Consider the following 16,649-nt stretch of genomic DNA (forward strand, 5'->3'; position numbering starts at 1 on the left):
GCCCCGGTCAGAGGGCGGATCGGCCGGCGCTCAGCCCCGGCCGCCCATCCGCATCAGGCGCATCAGGATGAAGATCGGCACCACGATCACGGCGCCGAGCAGGAGGTAGCGCATGGCGCGCTCGATGGTCTGGAACCCGGTCTCCCAGATGTCCTCCACGAAGCGGATGGCGCTGTTGACGAGGTCGAGCGGCTCCAGGCCGATCGCCGCCATCACGACGCCGACCAGGAAGGACAGGAACACGAGCCGCACGAGCACGCGAAGCGGGGAATCGCCGAGAAAGCGGGTCAGGGTGGACATGAAGGCTCCAGCATGGGCGGCCCGGTCCGATCCGGGCGGCGACGCGACACATAAGATCGCCCGGCCGGCGGGCCAAGCGGCCATGGCTCAGTTGAGGACGCGGGCGACGTCCGGCTTGTCGAGCGAGAAGGCCGGAATGTCCACGTCGAACAGCTCTCCGGCGTCGGTCACCATCCGGTAGGTGCCCTCCATGATGCCGCTCGGGGTGCCGAGGGGACAGCCGCTGGTGTAGGCGTACTCGCCGCCCGGCCGGATAATCGGCTGCTCGCCGACGACGCCCTGGCCGGCCACCTCGCGGCGGATTCCGTTCGCGTCCGTGATCAGCCAGCGGCGGGACAGGAGCTGGACGGTGATCTTGGACCGGTTCTCGATCTCGACCCGGTAGGACCAGACCCAGCGCATCTCGTCCGGGTTGGATTCGTGCGCCAGATAGGTCGGCTCCACGGATACGACGATCCCGCGGGTGACGGCACGGAACATGGTGACGCCTCCGTTCGACTTGTCACGACGGGAAATAGTCGTTCCGACCGGCTTGGGCAACAGCCGAGCGCGACGGCCGGTGGCGCGGACGCCATGCCGCAACCGTGATCGCCGCCCTGTTCCGCCACGGCCCGCGCCTGCGCTACTGACGTGACGTTCCACGACCGACGGGAGCCCCATGTTCGACGCCCGCCTCCGCCCGCTGATCGACCCGCCGCTCGGCCGCGCCGGGGCATGGCTCGCCGCCCGCGGCGTCACCGCCGACGGCCTCACGGTCGCGGGCTTCGCGGCGGGCGTGGCCGCGGCGGCGGCCATCGCGGCGGGCGCCTTCCTGGTCGGGCTGGCGCTCATAGGCCTCAACAGGCTGGCGGACGGGCTCGACGGGGCCGTCGCCCGGACGACGGGGAAGACCGACCGGGGCGGCTACCTGGACGTCACGCTCGACTTCGCCTTCTACGGCCTCGTGCCGCTGGCCTTCGCGGCGGCCGACCCGGAGCGGAATGCCCTGGCGGCCGCCGCCCTCCTCACCGCCTTCTACGTGAACGGCGCGGCCTTCCTGGCCTTCGCCGTGATGGCGGAGAAGCGCGGGCTGAAGACGAGCGCGCAGGGCGACAAGTCGCTCTTCTACCTGGCGGGCCTCGCCGAGGGGGCCGAGACCATCGCGGTGTTCGCCGCCATGTGCGTGTTTCCGGCCGCCTTCCCGGCGCTCGCGGGCGCGTTCGCGGCGCTCACGGGTGTGAGCGCCGTCGCTCGCGTCGTGCTCGGCGCCCGCGCGCTTCGCTAGAGAATTCTCCGATCAAGTTGCACGACTTGATCGCCGAGAAAATGCTCCAGCTTATTGAATCTGGAGCGATTTCTTGTCGACCTGACGATTCCGTCAGGTCGGAAAGCGCTCTGGAGCACCGTCTGGCCGGAGGCCGACGGGATGAATGCTCCGGGCCGGGACCGGAGCGCCGACCTGGTGCCCGTCCGGTCGAGCGGCGCTCCGGCGCGGGGGCTGCTTCCGTCACTCCGCCGCGATGCGGGCGGCCGCCCGGTCGAGCGCCTGGGTGAGGTCCGCCACCAGGTCGTCCGGGTATTCCAGGCCGACGGAGAGACGCAGGAGGCCCGGGTTGATGCCGAGCTCCTGGCGCGCGTCCTCGGTCAGGCGCTGGTGGGTGGTGGTGGTCGGGTGGGTGATCAGGCTCTTGGCGTCGCCGAGGTTGTTGGAGATCCTGATGATCTCCAGCGCGTTCGCGGTCGCGAAGGCCGCCGCCTTGCAGCCCGCCACCTCGAACGCCACCATGGTGGAGCCGCGTGCCATCTGGCGGGCGATGATGTCCGCCTGCGGATGGTCCGGATCGCCCGGATAGATCACGCGCGTGACCAGCGGATGCGTCTTCAGGGCCGCCGCCACCGCCCCGGCGCTCGTGGTCTGGCGCTCCACCCGCAGCGACAGGGTCTCCAGGCCCTTCAGGAGAACCCAGGCGTTGAACGGGCTGAGCGACGGGCCGGTCTGGCGGATGAACACCTGCAGGTGCTTGTCCAGGAACTCCTTGGAGCAGAGCACCACGCCGCCGAGGCAGCGGCCCTGGCCGTCGATGTGCTTGGTGGCCGAATAGACCACCACGTCGGCGCCGAGGGTCAGAGGCTTCTGCCAGATCGGCGTGGCGAACACGTTGTCCACCACCAGCCGGGCGCCGGCCGCGTGGGCGATCTCCGCCACGGCCTCGATGTCCACCACCTCCAGCGTCGGGTTGGTGGGGCTTTCCAGGAAGAAGACCTTGGTCTGCGGCCTGACCGCCGCCTTCCAGGCGGCGAGATCGCGCCCGTCGACGAGCGTGCAGGCGATGCCGAAGCGCGGGCAGAGGTCCTCCACGATGTAGCGGCAGGAGCCGAACAGCGCCTTCGCGGCCACCACGTGGTCGCCGGCGGAGAGCTGCGACAGCATGGCCGCCGTCACCGCCGCCATGCCGGTCGCGGTGGCGCGCGCCACCTCGGCGCCTTCCATCAGCGCCATCCGCTCCTCGAACATGGTGACGGTGGGGTTGGAGAAGCGCGAATACTGGTAGCCCGGCTCCAGGTTGAGGAAGCGCGCCTCGGCCTGCTCGGCGCTCTCGTAGACGTAGCCCTGCGTCAGGAAGAGGGCCTCGGAGGTCTCGCCGAAGGGCGAGCGGAGCGTGCCGCCATGGACGAGGGCGGTGTCGGGGTGCCAGCGGCGGGAGGTGTCGGCGGTCATCGGCTGTCCTTGGAAGTCGTCGTGGACGTCTCGTCGTGAACGGTTGGAGCGAAGGTCCTCGGCGCCCGCATACGAAAAACCCCGGCGGGCACGGGGCCGAGCCGGGGTCGATGAGACGTCCGTCCCGGCCTTTTAGCATCCTTGTTTAACGTGGCGGCAAGCCGGCCGGCTCAAAGAACCACGATGGAGCGCCATCGATAAAGACGAACGACGCCGCCGTCAAGGACGCGGGCGTCCGCAGAGGACGAGGAGACGCAAACCTTCGGGGCGATGGACAAGCCGCCTCCCCCGTCCGCCCGGACCGTTCCGGATCGGTCGCCGAGCCGCTTCCGATGCCCGCCGCAGCCTTCCGACGAGCCCCGGAGCCACTTTTTTCGCCCCGTCCCGAACCCGCCCGATCCCGCCGATTTCCGCCGGTTCGCGCACCTCTCCGCGGCCCGCGATTTCTGAACAGCGGGAAATTTCCGGCGTATCGGTCTTGTTCTCTCGGGCGAACCGGCCCATATTCGGCTCATCGATTTGGCCAGACGATCGGCCTGTTCGCCCTCCCCGGGCGACCGTTCTGAACGACCCTCTCCAAAATCGGCATCACGTGCGGGCCGCGTCAAACCGGCCTCGCGCATCCTATTGAACGTTCTATCCGAAAGGGATCGTCATGAACGTCGGTACCGTCAAGTGGTTCAACGCGACCAAGGGCTTTGGCTTCATCCAGCCGGATAACGGCGGCCCGGACGTGTTCGTCCACATCTCCGCTGTCGAGCGCTCGGGCCTCACCGGCCTCGGCGAAGGCCAGCGCATCAGCTTCGACGTCGTCAAGGATCGTCGCACCGGCAAGTCCGCCGCCGACAACCTGAAGGCCGCCTGATCAGGCTTGGCCCGACGACACCCCGCGGCGGCTGCCGCCGCGGGGCAATAACAAGAAACAGGATAAATATGCATTTCGAATACAGACCCGCAGCCGTTCGGGAGACGGCGGAGGGCCCTCGCTTCCGGATCGGCCGCCTGACGGTCACCGAGCGCAACGACGCGCGGGATGTCACCGCGCTTGTCGACCGCACCTATGACTACGCCTCCGCCCGCGAACTGCGCTGGCATCTGGCCGAGCGCTTCCGCCTCCCGGCGGCGGCCGTGACCGTGCGGGCCGCCTGAGGGCGGACGACGGTTCTCTCCGAAAAGGCCGCCCGCCGAGGGCGGCCAGACCTCCGGGCGGCCCATCGGCCGCCCTTTGCGTTTCCGGGCGGCCCATCGGGCGCCTTTGGCGTTTCCGGGCGGCCCATCGGCCGCCCTTTGCGTTTCCAGGCGGCCCATCGGGCGCCGTTTGCGTTTCCGGGCGGCCCATCGGGCGCCGTTTGCTTTTTTATGGGCGCGGCCACGGGCCGACCCTGGTGCGGCCAACCTTTCGCCGGTCTCCTCCGTTCTCCTTCATGCACCGATCCGCTTCGGCTGCCGCTACGGCACGCCCGAAGGGCGGATTGAGACGACCCGGACGTTCAGGCAGCTTTGCCGGATGTGCCGGACCACGGACGGGAGTCGGCCGCCGATGATGGACTGGAGCTATACCCGGGGCGAGCGCATCGCCGACGCCGTCGTCCACACGGTGGGCCTGCTGCTGGCGGCGGTGGGCGTCGTCCTCCTGCTGGTCCACACGGCGACGCTCGGCGGCCTGTCCGACATGGCCGTCGCGGCCATCTACGGCACCGGCCTGATCGCGGCCCTGACGGCGTCCTTCCTCTACAATCACTGGCCGGTCTCGCCGCTGAAATGGGTGTTCCGGCGGTTCGACCATTCGGCGATCTTCCTCCTGATCGCCGGCACCTACACGCCTTTCCTCGCGCAGCTTCCCTACGGCACGGTCTCGGTGAGCCTTGCGACGGGGATCTGGGGCGCGGCCCTCGCCGGCATCGCGTTCAAGCTCGGGCTGCCGGGGCGCTACGACCGGCTCACGATCGTCTTCTACCTCGCGGTAGCCTGGAGCGGCGTGCTGGCCCTTCCGGCGCTGTCCGAAGCGCTGCCGGAGCTCACCCTCCTGCTCATCGTGGTGGGCGGCGTGGTCTATTCGGCCGGGGTGGTCTTCCACGTGTGGGAGAGCCTGAAGTTCCAGAACGCCATCTGGCACGGCTTCGTGGTCGCCGGCGCCGGCATACACTACTGGGCGGTGTTCCACTGCCTGGTGGTGGAGCGCGTCGCCTGACCGGCCGGCGCGGTCTCGCCCGCACGCTTCCCGAAACGACGGAAGGGCGCCGACCTTCCGGTCGACGCCCCTTCGACGATGCGGCACGCGGGTGGCCCGCCGCCGCCCGGCTCACCACGCGATCCCGCGTGACAAGCCATGCTGCCGGACCGGGTCAGTTGGCGAACTGCTCCAGGTAGCGGTCGCGGCTGGAGTTCGCCGGGTCGTAGACCGAGGCGGAGGGCAGGCGAACGCTGTCGTTGGTCGAGACGGCCGAGCCGGACGAGGTCACGCGGTTGGCGAGAGCCTCGACCTCACGGTCGCGGGTGCTGTTGGCCGGGTCCCAGGCCGAGGTGCCGGCCACGAAACCGCTGTCGTTGGTCGAAACGGCGGAACCGGCGCTGGCGCCGCGCTCGGCGAAGCTCTCGATGTAACGATCGCGGGTGCTGTTGGCCGGATCCCAGCCGGCGGCCTGAGCGGCAGACGCGACAGAGAGGACACCAACAAGAGCGGCGGCAATGATCTTGGTATTCATGATATTTCTCCATGAACCATCGTCGGCTCGACTTCAATGATCGAGCATGGCGGTGGATTTCGACTTTGGTTTTCTTTGGTCGGAGCGGTTTCGACCGCCTCGATGACCCTGAGATAGATCATGACCGGCGGCGGCGAAAGGCTCGTCCCGCTGAACAATCTGTTATTCGGAATGTGATCGTTCACGGCTGGCGCACACAATCTTCACGCGCCCGGGACAACGCTCGTGACCGCTGCAACCGTAAGCGTGGCTTTTTGCCATGCGGCTCAGGCACTTCCCTGATCGCGAGTGTTCACGGCCACGCCGACGCTCGCACCCCACCTCCGCCGACCGCCGCCGCCTTTCGGACGGGCGCTCCGGCTCCGGTCACGGATGCGTGCTTCATGCGTGTCCTTCAGCCTTCCGGCAGGAGCGCCATCAGCCCGTCGATGGTGTCGGCCTCGTGGGGCCGCTTGTCCCAGCGCAGCCGGGCGACGCGGGGAAACCGCATGGCGATGCCCGACTTGTGGCGCGTGGACCGGTTCAGCCCTTCGAACGCCACTTCCAGCACGAGGCCCGCCTCGGCCGTGTGCACCACCTCGCGGACCGGACCGAACCGCCCCACGGTGTTGTTGCGCACGAACCGGTCGATCTCCTTCAGCTCCTCGTCGGTGAAGCCGAAATAGGCCTTGCCGACGGGCACCAGCTCGCGCCCGGTCGCCGTCTCGCGCCAGACCCCGAAGGTGTAGTCCGAATAGAAGGACGAACGCTTGCCGTGGCCGCGCTGGGCGTACATGAGCACGGCGTCCACGGTGTAGGGATCGCGCTTCCACTTGAACCACTCGCCCTTGGGCCGGCCGGGCACGTAGGGGGCGAGCGCGCGCTTGATCATCACGCCCTCCACCGCCTCCGCGTCCGCGCCCGCGCCGTGGCTCGCCGGGTCGGCCCGGGCGGCGGCGAGGTCGTCCCAGGTGGCGAAGGGGATCATGGGCGAGAGGTCGATCAGGGGATCGCCGAGCCGGGCCACGAAGGCCTCCAGGCGCGCGCGCCGCTCGTCGAAGGGCAGGCCGCGCACGTCCTCGCCGTTCTCGGCGAGGAGATCGTAGGCGCGGATCGCCGCCGGCATCTCGGCGAGCAGCTTCGGCGTCACGGTCTTGCGGTTCAGCCGCTGCTGCAGGGTCGCGAAGGGCTGCACCCGGCCGTCGATCAGGATGAGGAGTTCCCCGTCGATCGCCCCGTCGAAGTCGAGCCGGTCGAGAAGATCCGGGAAGGTGGCCGAGATGTCGTCGCCGGAGCGGGAGAAGAGGCGCGCCACCTGGCGCCCCTCGGGCGTCCGGCCGGCGGCGGCCTGCACGCGGATCCCGTCCCACTTCCATTCGGCCCGGAACAGCGCCGGGTCGTTGCCCTCCACGTCCCGCTCTTCCAGGGCGTGCGCCAGCATGGGCGGCCGGAACGGCGCCGGATCGACCGACGACGGCCGCGCGCCGCGCCCCTCGATCCAATCGAACAGCGGCCCGTAGGGCGGCGCCAGGCCGTGCCAGACCTCCTCCACCTCGTCCGGCTCGCGCCCGCCGAGCCGCGCGAGCGCCGTCTTGGCGAGCCGGGCCGAGACGCCGATCCGGAGCGAGCCGGTGATGAGCTTCAGGAGCGCGAACCGCCCGGCCTCGTCCAGGAGGTCGAGCCAGCGGGCGATGAGGCGCGGGATCTCCAGCCTGGAGGACGTCCGCAGCGTCTCCACCACCTCGGCGATGCCCGGCGGCGGCAGGTTCGGCGTGGCGTCCGGCGCGGGCCACATCAGGGCGACCGTCTCGGAAAGGTCGCCCACGTAGTCGTAGGAGAGCGCGAACAGCACCGGGTCGGTCCGCTCGGCGATCAGCGCCCGGATCAGCCCCGGCTTGGCGTGCGGGAAGTCGAGCCCGCCGGTGAGCGCCGCCAGCGCGTAGCCCCGATCCGGATCCGGCGCCTCCGCCAGATAGGCCCTGACGAGCTCGATCTTGGCGTTGCGGCGAGGCTCGTAGGCGAGCCGGTCGACAAGGGCGGCGAAGCGGTTCATGAGACCGCAACGTAGCGCCGGCAAGGCTGGTTGCCGAGGGGGTGCCGCGTCGGCACCGGCCGATCATGCACCCTGACCGCGTTCCACCCGTTTCGCCGAAGGTCGTCCGATGTCCGCCGTCAGCATTCGCCCTGCCGTGCCCGCCGACCGACCCGCCCTGGAGGAGCTGCTCAGGGAGATCTACGCCTACTTCGGCTCGCTCGAGGACGGCGCGTTGCCGGAACCGGCGCTGATCGCCGCGTCCACGCAGGACATGTCCGCGATGGCGGCCCTCTCGTTCGGACCGAACCGCTTCTGCGACTGCCTGGTCGCGACCGACGACACCGGCCCCGTCGGCTACCTCGCCCATCATCCAGGCGTCTTCGAAGGCCGCGGCGCCCTGTTCGTCGCCGGCCTGTTCGTCCGCCGCGCCGTGCGCGGCGCCGGCATCGGCTCCGCCCTGATGGCCGAAACCGAAGCGATCGCCCGCGCCCGCGGCGCCGCCACGCTGGTGTGGACCGTCTGGCACCGCAACGCGGCGGCGATCGGCTTCTACCACCGCCTGGGGGCGCGCCTCTACGTGGACGACCTCGTCATGTGGAAGACGGTCGACCAGACACCGCCGGCCTTGGCGGCGCCGGGCTGAGCACGCGGTTCCACGCTGACCGCGCCGGCAAGACGGGCGACGCCGTTGGAGATCAAGACCCCTCCACCGCCGCCGTCGCCCCTTCTCCCTCCTCCTCGTCCCCGTAGCCGATCAGGTGGAGCGGGCGGCCGCGGATGGCGTTCTGGCCGCACCAGTGGACGAGGGCGTCCTCCTGGCCGTGGGTGACCCACACCTCCTCGGCGCCGGTCTCCCGGATGGTGGCGAGGAGATCGTCCCAGTCGGAGTGGTCGGAGATGACGAGCGGCAGTTCGGCGCCACGCTGGCGGGCGCGGGCGCGCACGCGCATCCAGCCGCTCGCGAAGGCCGTCACCGGGTCGGCGAAGCGGCGGGCCCAGAGGTCGGCGGTCGCGGAGGGCGGGCAGAGCACGATCCGGCCGGCGACGTCGGCCTTCGCCCGCCCGGCGACGCCCTCCAGGGGCCCGAGGTTTACGCCCATCTCGCCGTAGAAGCGGCAGAGCTTGTCGAGACCGCCGTGGATCAGGATCGGCGCGTCGTAGCCCGCCTCCCGGATGAGGGCGATCACCCGCTGGGCCTTGCCGAGCGCATAGGCGCCGACGAGATGCGTGCGCTCGGGGAACAGCCGGTGGCTGTCCATCAGCCTGGCGATCTCGCCGGCCGCCGAGGGATGGCGGAACACCGGCAGCGCGAAGGTCGCCTCGGTGATGAAGGCGTGGCAGCGCACGGGCTCGAAGGGCGTGCAGGTCGGGTCGGGCTGGCGCTTGTAGTCGCCGGAGACGACGAGCCGCAGGCCCTTCCACTCCAGGAGGATCTGGGCCGAGCCGAGCACGTGGCCGGCCGGGTAGAGCGTCACGTCCACGTCGCCCACCCGCACCGTCTCGCCATAGTCCACCGGCTGGCGGGCGCGGGTGAAGTCGGCCCCGTAGCGCACCGCCATGATGGCGAGCGTCTCCGGCGTCGCCAGCACCGCCTGGTGGCCGGAGCGGGCGTGATCGGAGTGGCCGTGGGTGATCACGGCCCGGGCCACCGGCCGCACCGGATCCACGTGGAAACCGCCCGGCGGGCAGTAGAGGCCGGCGGCGTCGAGGGTGAGGAGGTCTTCGGCGCGCATCCTTCACAACCTAGGGCGGGCGCGCGCCGGCCGGAAGGGGCGATCTCCTCAATCACGGATGACGCCATCCCGGAGGTGGGATATGACCGGGGCAAGAACCGGCCTCTCCGATCCGAGCAGGCCGGCGACGGCCCGCCGCGGCGGGCCAGCATGATCGGGCGAGCGCCATGACGAGACCTGCCATCGACGGCCTGCCGGCCCCACGAAGCCACACCGGCCTCGTCTCCGCCGACCGGAGCGCCACCGGCATCCTGCCGGCCCACCGCATCGACGACCTGATCGGCCGCCAGTCGATCCAGGCGTCGCACCCCTATGACGCCGACCAGGTGCAGCCGGCGAGCCTCGACCTCCGGCTCGGGCCGGTGGCCCACCGGCTGCGGGCGAGCTTCCTTCCCGGTCCCCACGCGCGCGTCACCGACAAGCTGGACCGGCTGAAGCTCCACACCATCGACCTCACCGACGGCGCGGTCCTGGAGACCGGATGCGTCTACCTGGTCCCGGTCTTGGAGCGCCTCGCCCTGCCGCACGACGTGTCGGCATCGGCCAACCCGAAGAGCTCCACCGGCCGGCTCGACGTGTTCACCCGCGTGATCACCGACCACGGCGCCGCCTTCGACACCATCGCGCCCGGCTACCGGGGCCCGCTCTTCGTGGAGATCAGCCCACGCACCTTCCCGGTGCTGGTCCGGCTCGGCTCGCGCCTGTCGCAGGTGCGCTTCCGCTGCGGCGACGCCCGCCTGTCCGACGAGGAGCTCGCCGCCCTCCACGCGGAGACGCCCCTCGTCGACGCCGATCCGGCGGTGTTCGAGAACGGCCTCACGCTCTCCATCGACCTCAAGCGCGAAGGGCCGGGCTCGCTCGTCGGCTACCGGGCCAAGCGGCATTCCGCCGTCATCGACATGGACGCCAAGGCGGCCCACGACGTGCTGGACTTCTGGGAGCCGCTCCATCAGCGCGGCGAGCCGTCGCTCGTGCTCGATCCGGACGAGTTCTACATCCTGGTCTCGCGCGAGGCGGTGCACGTGCCGCCCGGTACGGCCGCCGAGATGGTGGCGATCGATCCGCTCGTCGGCGAGTTCCGCGTCCACTACGCGGGCTTCTTCGATCCGGGCTTCGGCCACGCGGAGGCGGGCGGCAGCGGCTCGCGCGCGGTGCTGGAGGTGCGCAGCCACGAGGTGCCCTTCATCCTGGACCATGGCCAGACCATCGGCCGGCTCGTCTACGAGCGCATGCTGGAGCCGCCGACCACCCTCTACGGCCAGGGCATCGGCTCCAACTACCAGGCCCAGGGCCTGAAGCTTTCCAAGCACTTCCGCTGACGGCGCCGCCGCCCGGCGATCAGGCGGGGCCGGGCGCCAGCACGCCGGACGCGCAGGCGAAGATGCGGTTCACCTTCTCGGCCAGCCGGCGGTCGCAGCCGCAGGAAGCACGGTCGAGGCCGTCGGGGTCGAGCACCGTGAGCGAGCCGCGGCTGTAGGCGATCAGGTTCGCCCGCGAGAGCGAAAGGCCCGCCTGGGTGACGGTGGTGCGCTTCACGGAGAAATAGGCCGACAGGTATTCCTGCATCACCCGGCATGTGTCGCCGCCCGTCCGCCGGCGGTACGTGGCGATCCATCGGGCCATGCGCTGCGGCACCGTGTGGGTGGCGTTGCAGAGCATGTTCTCGGCGATCAGCGTGGCGTACACGGCGGCGCAGCGCAGCACCATGTCGCGCACAGCCGGACTGTCCGCATGGGCGGCCCGCAGGGTGGTGGCGTCCACGATCCAGGCCCGGCCGGGACATTCCACCACCGCGGTCGTGGCGAACGGCAGGCCGCTCAGCGACTGGGCGAGCCCCACCGCCATGTCGTCCGACACGGAACCGAGCCCGATCCGCGTGCCGTCCGGCCCGGCGAGGTGAAGCCCGATCAGCCCGCTCTCGGCGAACACCACGTCGCCGGGCGAGGCGCCCGGCAGGTCCGCCAGCACCGCGCCGCCGGGCAGGTCCGCCAGCCGGGCGCGCGCCAGCAGCCTTTCGCGATCGAAGGCGGGAAGTCCGGACAGCAGGCGATTGCGCGGCGGGTCGGCGGCGTCCGGTCTCACCATGGGCGGGAAGGTCTAGCCTCGGTCTCGACGTGCGGGGCGGAGCGGCGGCGGCCCCGTGCGTCCGGGCCGTGCCCGGATCGAAGCACGCGGTATGGATGTGTATGAAACCATACACGCGGCGAGCGCAATGGCAACCCGCCTGTTTCCCCGGCGGGCATAGTGCGCAAGGCGGCGAAACGGCGGCGCCGGGGACAAGGACGGACGGCCGCGTCCGGAAAGGCGGCCGCGGCCGGATGGACGATCGCTTCCGGCCGGCGTCGCCGTCCGCCTCGTCCCGGCGAGGATCCCGCGCCCGCCGCCGAGGCGGCCGCGTCCGGTCAGCCGCCCTGGGCGGGGCCGCCGCCGGTGCCGACGAGGCGGATGAGCATGCCGGCGAGTTCGCTCGCCCTGTAGGGTTTGGAGACCACCGGCACGGACCGGAACCGGTCAGGCACCACCACGGAGGCCTCGAAGCCGGTGGTGAAGGCGAAGGGAACGCCGCGGCCCGCCAGCACGTCGGCGGCCTCCCACACCGGCTGGCCATGAAGGTCGACGTCCAGGAAGGCGGCGTCCACCTCCGCCGTTTCGGCGAGGGAGACGGCCGCGGCCAGCCGGGCGACCGGGCCGACCACCACCACGCCCGCGTCCTCCAGGCCGATCTGGGCGTCGAGCGCCACCAGGGCGTTGTCCTCCACCAGCAGCACCCGCGTGTCGCGGATCCGCTCCTGCGGCGCGGCATGGCCGTGGCCGGTCGCGACGGCGGCCGGTTCCGGGTCGATCACCTCCGAGGCCGGGATCTGGACGATGCACACGAGGCCCTTCGGCTCGAACCGCAATTCGGCCCGGCCGGACACGTCCAGCGCCAGGGTGCGCTCGATCAGCGTCATGCCGAAGCCGCGCCGTTTCGGCCGCTCGCCCACGGTCGGCCCGCCGGTCTCGGTCCAGGTGATCGTCAGCATCGGCTCCGCCGGCCCGCCGTCGATCGACCAGCGCACGGACACATGGCCGTCCGGCAGCGAGAAGGCGCCGTACTTGGCGGCGTTGGTGGCGAGTTCGTGGACGGCGAGGCCGAGCGAGATGGTGGCCTTCGGGCGGAGCGCCAGGTTGGCGCCGTCCAGCCGGTAGCGTCCGGACGACTCGTCGCCGTAGGCGGCCAGTTCCTCCTTCAGGAGCTGGCGCAGATCGGCACCGAGCCACCGGTTCTTGGTCAGGAGGCTGTGGGTCAGCGCCATGGAGCGCAGCCGCATCTCGAACTGGCGGACATATTCCTCCAGGTCGGTGGCGCCCCGGGAGGACTGCCGGGCAAGGGCCTGGATCGTCGCCAGGGTGTTCTTCACCCGGTGGTCCAGCTCCGCCATCAGGAGATCCTGGTGCGCCCGCGCCTTCTCGCGCTCGCGGGCCACCTCGTCCACCCGCTTCAGCACCACCTCCAGCATGGCGAGCCGGAACGCCTTCAGGAGGTCCAGCTCCTGGGCGGTCCAGGGGCGCGAGCGGCCGCGCACGGTCTCCCGCCAGGCCTTGAAGGACGTGCGCGGGTGGAGCCGCACCCCGTCGTCGCCGATCGTCACGACCTTGGTCGGCGCGCCGGCCCAGGTGACCGTCTGCTCGATCTCCGGCCGGAACCACAGGATGTAGTCGCGCGGCGAGCGGGAGATGGAGACGGACAGGAAGCCCGCGGCGCGCTCGGTGTGATCGGCCGCCTCCGGCATCACCTCCGCCATCCGGTCGGTGGCGTAGACGCCCTCCGCCTGGGTGGCGTTCAGCCAGGCGACGAACCGCTCCACGACCTCCCCCGGCGGGGTGCGGCCGAACAGGGTTACGGAGCCGTCCCAGATCACCGCCAGCCCCTCGCTCGGCACAAGGCCGATCAGGTCCGGCACCACGGCGCGGAGCCCCGCGCCCACGTCGTTGTCGCCGCCGACCCGGTTGACGAGCGCCGAGAGCAGGGTGCGCGAGCGCAGCTGGTCCTGGCTCTCGGTGCGGCCCAGCCGCTCGGCGAGCTGCAGCGAGGCTATCTGGGCGATCAGCTCGCAGTTGCGCAGCACCGACCGGGGCAGCGTGTGGGGGCGGTCGTCGTGGCAGGCGACGAGACCCCAGAGGCGGCCCTGGACCACCAGCGACAGGGACAGGGAGGCAGCGACCCCCATGTTCGCCAGGTATTCCAGGTGCACGGGCGAGACGCTGCGGATCATGCAGTCGGTGAGGTCGAGCGGAGCGCCCGTCTCTGGGTCGAGGGCCGGCACGATCGGCGCAGGCCGGTAGAGCGCGTCCGGGATGAAGCGGATCCAGTTGCGCAGGTAGAGCGCCCGCGCCTGGACCGGGATGTCGGAGGCCGGATAGTGGAGGCCGAGGTATTCCTCCAGGTCCGGCCGCCGGTCCTCGGCGATCACGACGCCGCTGTCGTCCTCCTGGAAGCGGTAGACCATCACGCGGCCGTAGCCGGTGATCCGACGGACCTCGCGGGCGAGCACGGCCAGGAAGGCTGTCACCGTGCCGGTGCCGCCGAGCGCCGCGAGGCTGCGCTGCACCTCGCCGAGGGTGTCGAGGGCGAAGGCGCCGTCGGCGGGCGTCACCTCCAGGACGACCCGGCCGCCGGACCGGTGCACGGCGCCGGCGAAGCTCCGCTCGCCGAGGACGAAGTCCAAGGGCAGGGGCATGCGCACGGACGGCAGGTCCGCCCGCACGAGACGCGCGAGCTCGGCCGCCACGGCCTGCGGCACCAGGTCCGCGAAGGCGCGTCCCGGGAGGGCCTCGGCCGGCGCGCCGAACACCGTCTCGCAGGCGCCCGCCGCCTGGACGACCGCAAGGCTGCGCTCGTCCATCGCCAGAAGGCAGCCCCAGGGCTGGACGGCCCCGGGAATGTGGATCGGCTCGCGGTCGCAGAGCGTCAGATCCACCACGTCGTTTCGATCAGGCACGCCCCACCCACCCGTCCTATGCCGACCAGCCAGCGCCGGCCATGCGGCCCGGACGCTTGCGAAAGTCGCCTTCATAACATAGCGATAGGGCACCGCAGTCAAATCGGCCGCCCTGCCATGGACCAGAATCACGGGTCGGGCGGCGCCTGTCACCTTCTTTTTGACGAGGGCGGTGCGGGTCTTTCCAGGGTGACCGGCCGCCAGGCGCGGCCGGACGCGCGGGCGACGGGGGGCGGGGCTGCATGGCCGAGACGGCGGAGCGTGACGAGGACGAGCGGTGCGGGCGTTTGGTCGCGGGCCGGCCATGACGCACCGCCTGCGCTTCGGCCAGCGGCCCGGGTCGGCCTCCCGACTCATGGCGCTCGCCTGCCCGCTCCTGGCCGTCCTGGCCGCCACCCTCGCCCGACAGGCCGCCGACCCGTTCCTGCCGCCGGGCTTCCCGTTCCTGACCTATTTCCCGGCCGTGATCATCACGGCCTTCGTGTTCGGCCTCGGACCGGGCGTCCTCACGGCCGCCCTGTCCACCTGGTCGGCGTGGTTCTTCTTCATGCCGCACAGCGGTCAGCCGATCTCCGCCACGCTGATCGCCCTCGGCTTCTTCGTGGCGGTCGCCAGCGTAGACATCGTGATCATCCACACGATGCAGCTCGCCCAGGCCCGGCTGAAGGAGGAGCAGGACAGGTCGGCCCGCCTCGCCGCCGAGAACGCCACGCTCCTCAAGGAGGCCCAGCACCGGATCTCCAACAACCTCCAGATGCTGTCCGCCATCCTCCGGCTGCAGCAGGGCCAGGTGGAGCACGAGGGCGCTCGCCAGGCGCTGCGGGACGCGGCGAGCCGCGTGAACCTCGTCGGCAAGATCCAGCGCGAGCTCTACGGCGACGCGACCCGCGACACCGCCACCTTCCTGGCCGACCTCGCCCGCGACACGGTGGACGCTTCCGGCGCCGGGTCCGTGTCGCTCTCCATCCGGGTGGAGCCGGTGGTGCTGCCGCCGGAGCAGGTGACGCCGCTCGGCCTCGTCATGCTGGAGCTCCTGTCGAACGCCATCGAGCACGGCGGCGCCGACCGGCCGCTGAACGTCGCCATCGAGCTTCGCCGCGACGACCCCATGGTGGTGCTCACCGTCGTGGACGACGGCGTCGGCCTGCCGCCCGGCTTCGACCTGAAGACCACCCGCAGCCTGGGGCTTCGGATCATCTCGGCCATGGCGGCCCAGCTCGGCGGCACGTTCGAGCTCGACGGGGCCGCCGGCACCCGCGGCCGCTTCGTGTTCCCGGCGACGACGCTCGCCGATCCGGCCGGCCGGCCGCTCCCCTTGCGTCCGGGCGCGGCTCCGGACGTGTCCCCCGCCCGAGCCGATTGACGCCGCGCCGCCGCCTTGATCCACTGGAACCCGCGCGTCGCCCGCCGCCGAACAAGGACCCGCCGCATGGACGCGCCGATCACGACCCTCCGGTTCCGGCTCCGGGACGAGACGCTCCAGGCGCACCAGGACGCCGAGGCTGCGCTCGACCTCGACCGGCGGCTCGCCTCCCTCGGAGCCTACACGGCGCTCCTGCGCGCCCTCTACCGGGCGCACCGGCCGATCGAGGCGCGGCTCGCCGCCTTCGAGTGGGCCGGCTCCGGCATCGCTTTCGCGGAGCGGCGAAAGCTTGCCTGGCTGGAGGCGGATCTTGCCGCGCTCCGCGCCCTGCCCGTCCCGGCCGACGCCGCCGGGGCTCCCCGGGTCGCGGCCGACGGCGGCGCCCTTGTCCCGGCGGATGAGGACGCCGCCGCTCCCCCTGGCGACGAGGACGGCCCGCCGCCGTCCCCCGGCGAAGCCTTCGGGATGCTCTACGTGCTGGAGGGCTCCACCCTCGGCGGCCGGATCATCGGCCGCGAGGTGGCGGCTCGGCTCGGTCTCGACGCGGACCGGGGCGGGCGCTTCTTCCACGGCTACGGCGCGCGCACCGGCGCTATGTGGCAGGGCTTCACCGCCGCCCTCGACCGGCTCGGCCCGACCGGCCCGGACGCGGAGGCCGCCGTCGCGGCGGCCCGGCGCACGTTCGAGACGGTCCGCCGCTGCGTGCTCCAGGCCGAGGTTCCGCCCGTGGCGGACGGGTCGCCGAGGGCGGACGCCGGGCGTGCGGCGACGGCCGATCCTTCGGAGGCGACGTCCCCTCCCCGCCCGTGACGGCGGACCGTGCCGATCCGTCTTGACTGCCGGCCCGGCTCTTG

The 16,649-nt window shown here is 71.5% G+C and carries 16 protein-coding genes and 1 riboswitch; of the genes, 8 read left to right on the forward strand and 8 right to left on the reverse strand.

Annotated features, from left to right (window positions below; translation table 11 throughout):
- Positions 1–30: 30 nt before the first annotated feature.
- Both HND91_RS19995 and apaG read right to left on the reverse strand, forming a co-directional pair.
- Positions 31–300, reverse strand: coding sequence for a DUF6460 domain-containing protein (locus HND91_RS19995; RefSeq protein WP_181708374.1), 270 nt, complete (start codon positions 298–300; stop codon positions 31–33).
- 87 nt (positions 301–387) lie between these two features.
- On the reverse strand, positions 388–780 hold the full coding sequence (gene apaG / locus HND91_RS20000) for a Co2+/Mg2+ efflux protein ApaG (RefSeq protein WP_181708375.1): 393 nt from the start codon (positions 778–780) through the stop codon (positions 388–390).
- A gap of 178 nt (positions 781–958) precedes the next feature.
- Here apaG and HND91_RS20005 point away from each other — a divergent pair, with 178 nt between their 5' ends.
- Positions 959–1,564 (forward strand): CDP-alcohol phosphatidyltransferase family protein, encoded by a 606-nt coding sequence (locus HND91_RS20005; protein WP_181708376.1) that lies wholly within the window; start codon positions 959–961, stop codon positions 1,562–1,564.
- Positions 1,565–1,786: 222 nt separating this feature from the next.
- Here the strand turns inward: HND91_RS20005 and HND91_RS20010 are convergent, their stop codons facing one another.
- The gene (locus HND91_RS20010) at positions 1,787–2,998 is read right to left on the reverse strand and encodes an O-succinylhomoserine sulfhydrylase (RefSeq protein ID WP_181708377.1); all 1,212 of its coding nucleotides are present in this window, start codon (positions 2,996–2,998) and stop codon (positions 1,787–1,789) included.
- A gap of 112 nt (positions 2,999–3,110) precedes the next feature.
- A riboswitch (SAM riboswitch) is annotated at positions 3,111–3,190 on the reverse strand.
- A 463-nt stretch (positions 3,191–3,653) separates the two neighbouring features.
- Between HND91_RS20010 and HND91_RS20015 the strand changes: the two genes are divergently transcribed.
- From HND91_RS20015 to trhA, 3 genes are all read left to right on the forward strand, one after another.
- Positions 3,654–3,863 (forward strand): cold-shock protein, encoded by a 210-nt coding sequence (locus tag HND91_RS20015; RefSeq protein WP_181708378.1) that lies wholly within the window; start codon positions 3,654–3,656, stop codon positions 3,861–3,863.
- 68 nt (positions 3,864–3,931) lie between these two features.
- Positions 3,932–4,147: an AsnC family transcriptional regulator gene (locus tag HND91_RS20020; protein ID WP_181708379.1), complete on the forward strand. Its 216-nt coding sequence runs from the start codon at positions 3,932–3,934 to the stop codon at positions 4,145–4,147.
- A gap of 391 nt (positions 4,148–4,538) precedes the next feature.
- Positions 4,539–5,189 (forward strand): PAQR family membrane homeostasis protein TrhA, encoded by a 651-nt coding sequence (gene trhA / locus HND91_RS20025; RefSeq protein WP_181708380.1) that lies wholly within the window; start codon positions 4,539–4,541, stop codon positions 5,187–5,189.
- A gap of 154 nt (positions 5,190–5,343) precedes the next feature.
- On the opposite strand, the gene HND91_RS20030 is transcribed toward trhA, so the two are convergent.
- Together HND91_RS20030 and HND91_RS20035 are read right to left on the reverse strand one after the other, a co-directional pair.
- Positions 5,344–5,703: a hypothetical protein gene (locus tag HND91_RS20030; protein WP_181708381.1), complete on the reverse strand. Its 360-nt coding sequence runs from the start codon at positions 5,701–5,703 to the stop codon at positions 5,344–5,346.
- Between the two features lie 394 nt (positions 5,704–6,097).
- Positions 6,098–7,735, reverse strand: a complete 1,638-nt coding sequence (locus HND91_RS20035) for a cisplatin damage response ATP-dependent DNA ligase (protein WP_181708382.1) — start codon at positions 7,733–7,735, stop codon at positions 6,098–6,100.
- 109 nt (positions 7,736–7,844) lie between these two features.
- Here HND91_RS20035 and HND91_RS20040 point away from each other — a divergent pair, with 109 nt between their 5' ends.
- Positions 7,845–8,360, forward strand: a complete 516-nt coding sequence (locus tag HND91_RS20040; RefSeq protein ID WP_181708383.1) for a GNAT family N-acetyltransferase — start codon at positions 7,845–7,847, stop codon at positions 8,358–8,360.
- A 52-nt stretch (positions 8,361–8,412) separates the two neighbouring features.
- On the opposite strand, the gene HND91_RS20045 is transcribed toward HND91_RS20040, so the two are convergent.
- Complete coding sequence (locus HND91_RS20045; RefSeq protein WP_181708384.1) at positions 8,413–9,450, reverse strand: ligase-associated DNA damage response exonuclease; 1,038 nt, start codon at positions 9,448–9,450, stop codon at positions 8,413–8,415.
- A 167-nt stretch (positions 9,451–9,617) separates the two neighbouring features.
- Between HND91_RS20045 and HND91_RS20050 the strand changes: the two genes are divergently transcribed.
- Positions 9,618–10,769 (forward strand): 2'-deoxycytidine 5'-triphosphate deaminase, encoded by a 1,152-nt coding sequence (locus HND91_RS20050; protein WP_181708385.1) that lies wholly within the window; start codon positions 9,618–9,620, stop codon positions 10,767–10,769.
- Between the two features lie 19 nt (positions 10,770–10,788).
- Here HND91_RS20050 and HND91_RS20055 read toward each other — a convergent pair whose 3' ends face one another.
- Together HND91_RS20055 and HND91_RS20060 are read right to left on the reverse strand one after the other, a co-directional pair.
- Positions 10,789–11,535: a Crp/Fnr family transcriptional regulator gene (locus HND91_RS20055; RefSeq protein WP_181708386.1), complete on the reverse strand. Its 747-nt coding sequence runs from the start codon at positions 11,533–11,535 to the stop codon at positions 10,789–10,791.
- A gap of 317 nt (positions 11,536–11,852) precedes the next feature.
- Positions 11,853–14,432 carry an HWE histidine kinase domain-containing protein gene (locus tag HND91_RS20060; protein WP_181708387.1) on the reverse strand — a complete coding sequence of 860 codons (2,580 nt, stop codon included), beginning with the start codon at positions 14,430–14,432 and terminating at the stop codon, positions 11,853–11,855.
- A gap of 304 nt (positions 14,433–14,736) precedes the next feature.
- On the opposite strand from HND91_RS20060, the gene HND91_RS20065 reads away from it, so the two are divergent.
- A complete protein-coding gene (locus HND91_RS20065; protein ID WP_181708388.1) occupies positions 14,737–15,795 on the forward strand; it encodes a sensor histidine kinase in 1,059 nt (352 codons plus the stop codon).
- A gap of 66 nt (positions 15,796–15,861) precedes the next feature.
- Positions 15,862–16,605, forward strand: coding sequence for a biliverdin-producing heme oxygenase (locus HND91_RS20070; RefSeq protein ID WP_181708389.1), 744 nt, complete (start codon positions 15,862–15,864; stop codon positions 16,603–16,605).
- Positions 16,606–16,649: the final 44 nt, after the last annotated feature.

Source organism: Chthonobacter rhizosphaerae, assembly GCF_013839525.1.
In the GTDB taxonomy this organism is placed as follows: domain Bacteria; phylum Pseudomonadota; class Alphaproteobacteria; order Rhizobiales; family Pleomorphomonadaceae; genus Chthonobacter; species Chthonobacter rhizosphaerae.

What these genes read in the sequence shown, in the direction of transcription:
- HND91_RS19995 (WP_181708374.1), bottom strand. Translation starts at nt 300, where the DNA reads ATGTCCACCCTGACCCGCTTTCTCGGCGATTCCCCGCTTCGCGTGCTC.
- apaG (WP_181708375.1), bottom strand. Translation starts at nt 780, where the DNA reads ATGTTCCGTGCCGTCACCCGCGGGATCGTCGTATCCGTGGAGCCGACC.
- HND91_RS20005 (WP_181708376.1), top strand. Translation starts at nt 959, where the DNA reads ATGTTCGACGCCCGCCTCCGCCCGCTGATCGACCCGCCGCTCGGCCGC.
- HND91_RS20010 (WP_181708377.1), bottom strand. Translation starts at nt 2,998, where the DNA reads ATGACCGCCGACACCTCCCGCCGCTGGCACCCCGACACCGCCCTCGTC.
- HND91_RS20015 (WP_181708378.1), top strand. Translation starts at nt 3,654, where the DNA reads ATGAACGTCGGTACCGTCAAGTGGTTCAACGCGACCAAGGGCTTTGGC.
- HND91_RS20020 (WP_181708379.1), top strand. Translation starts at nt 3,932, where the DNA reads ATGCATTTCGAATACAGACCCGCAGCCGTTCGGGAGACGGCGGAGGGC.
- trhA (WP_181708380.1), top strand. Translation starts at nt 4,539, where the DNA reads ATGATGGACTGGAGCTATACCCGGGGCGAGCGCATCGCCGACGCCGTC.
- HND91_RS20030 (WP_181708381.1), bottom strand. Translation starts at nt 5,703, where the DNA reads ATGAATACCAAGATCATTGCCGCCGCTCTTGTTGGTGTCCTCTCTGTC.
- HND91_RS20035 (WP_181708382.1), bottom strand. Translation starts at nt 7,735, where the DNA reads ATGAACCGCTTCGCCGCCCTTGTCGACCGGCTCGCCTACGAGCCTCGC.
- HND91_RS20040 (WP_181708383.1), top strand. Translation starts at nt 7,845, where the DNA reads ATGTCCGCCGTCAGCATTCGCCCTGCCGTGCCCGCCGACCGACCCGCC.
- HND91_RS20045 (WP_181708384.1), bottom strand. Translation starts at nt 9,450, where the DNA reads ATGCGCGCCGAAGACCTCCTCACCCTCGACGCCGCCGGCCTCTACTGC.
- HND91_RS20050 (WP_181708385.1), top strand. Translation starts at nt 9,618, where the DNA reads ATGACGAGACCTGCCATCGACGGCCTGCCGGCCCCACGAAGCCACACC.
- HND91_RS20055 (WP_181708386.1), bottom strand. Translation starts at nt 11,535, where the DNA reads ATGGTGAGACCGGACGCCGCCGACCCGCCGCGCAATCGCCTGCTGTCC.
- HND91_RS20065 (WP_181708388.1), top strand. Translation starts at nt 14,737, where the DNA reads ATGACGCACCGCCTGCGCTTCGGCCAGCGGCCCGGGTCGGCCTCCCGA.
- HND91_RS20070 (WP_181708389.1), top strand. Translation starts at nt 15,862, where the DNA reads ATGGACGCGCCGATCACGACCCTCCGGTTCCGGCTCCGGGACGAGACG.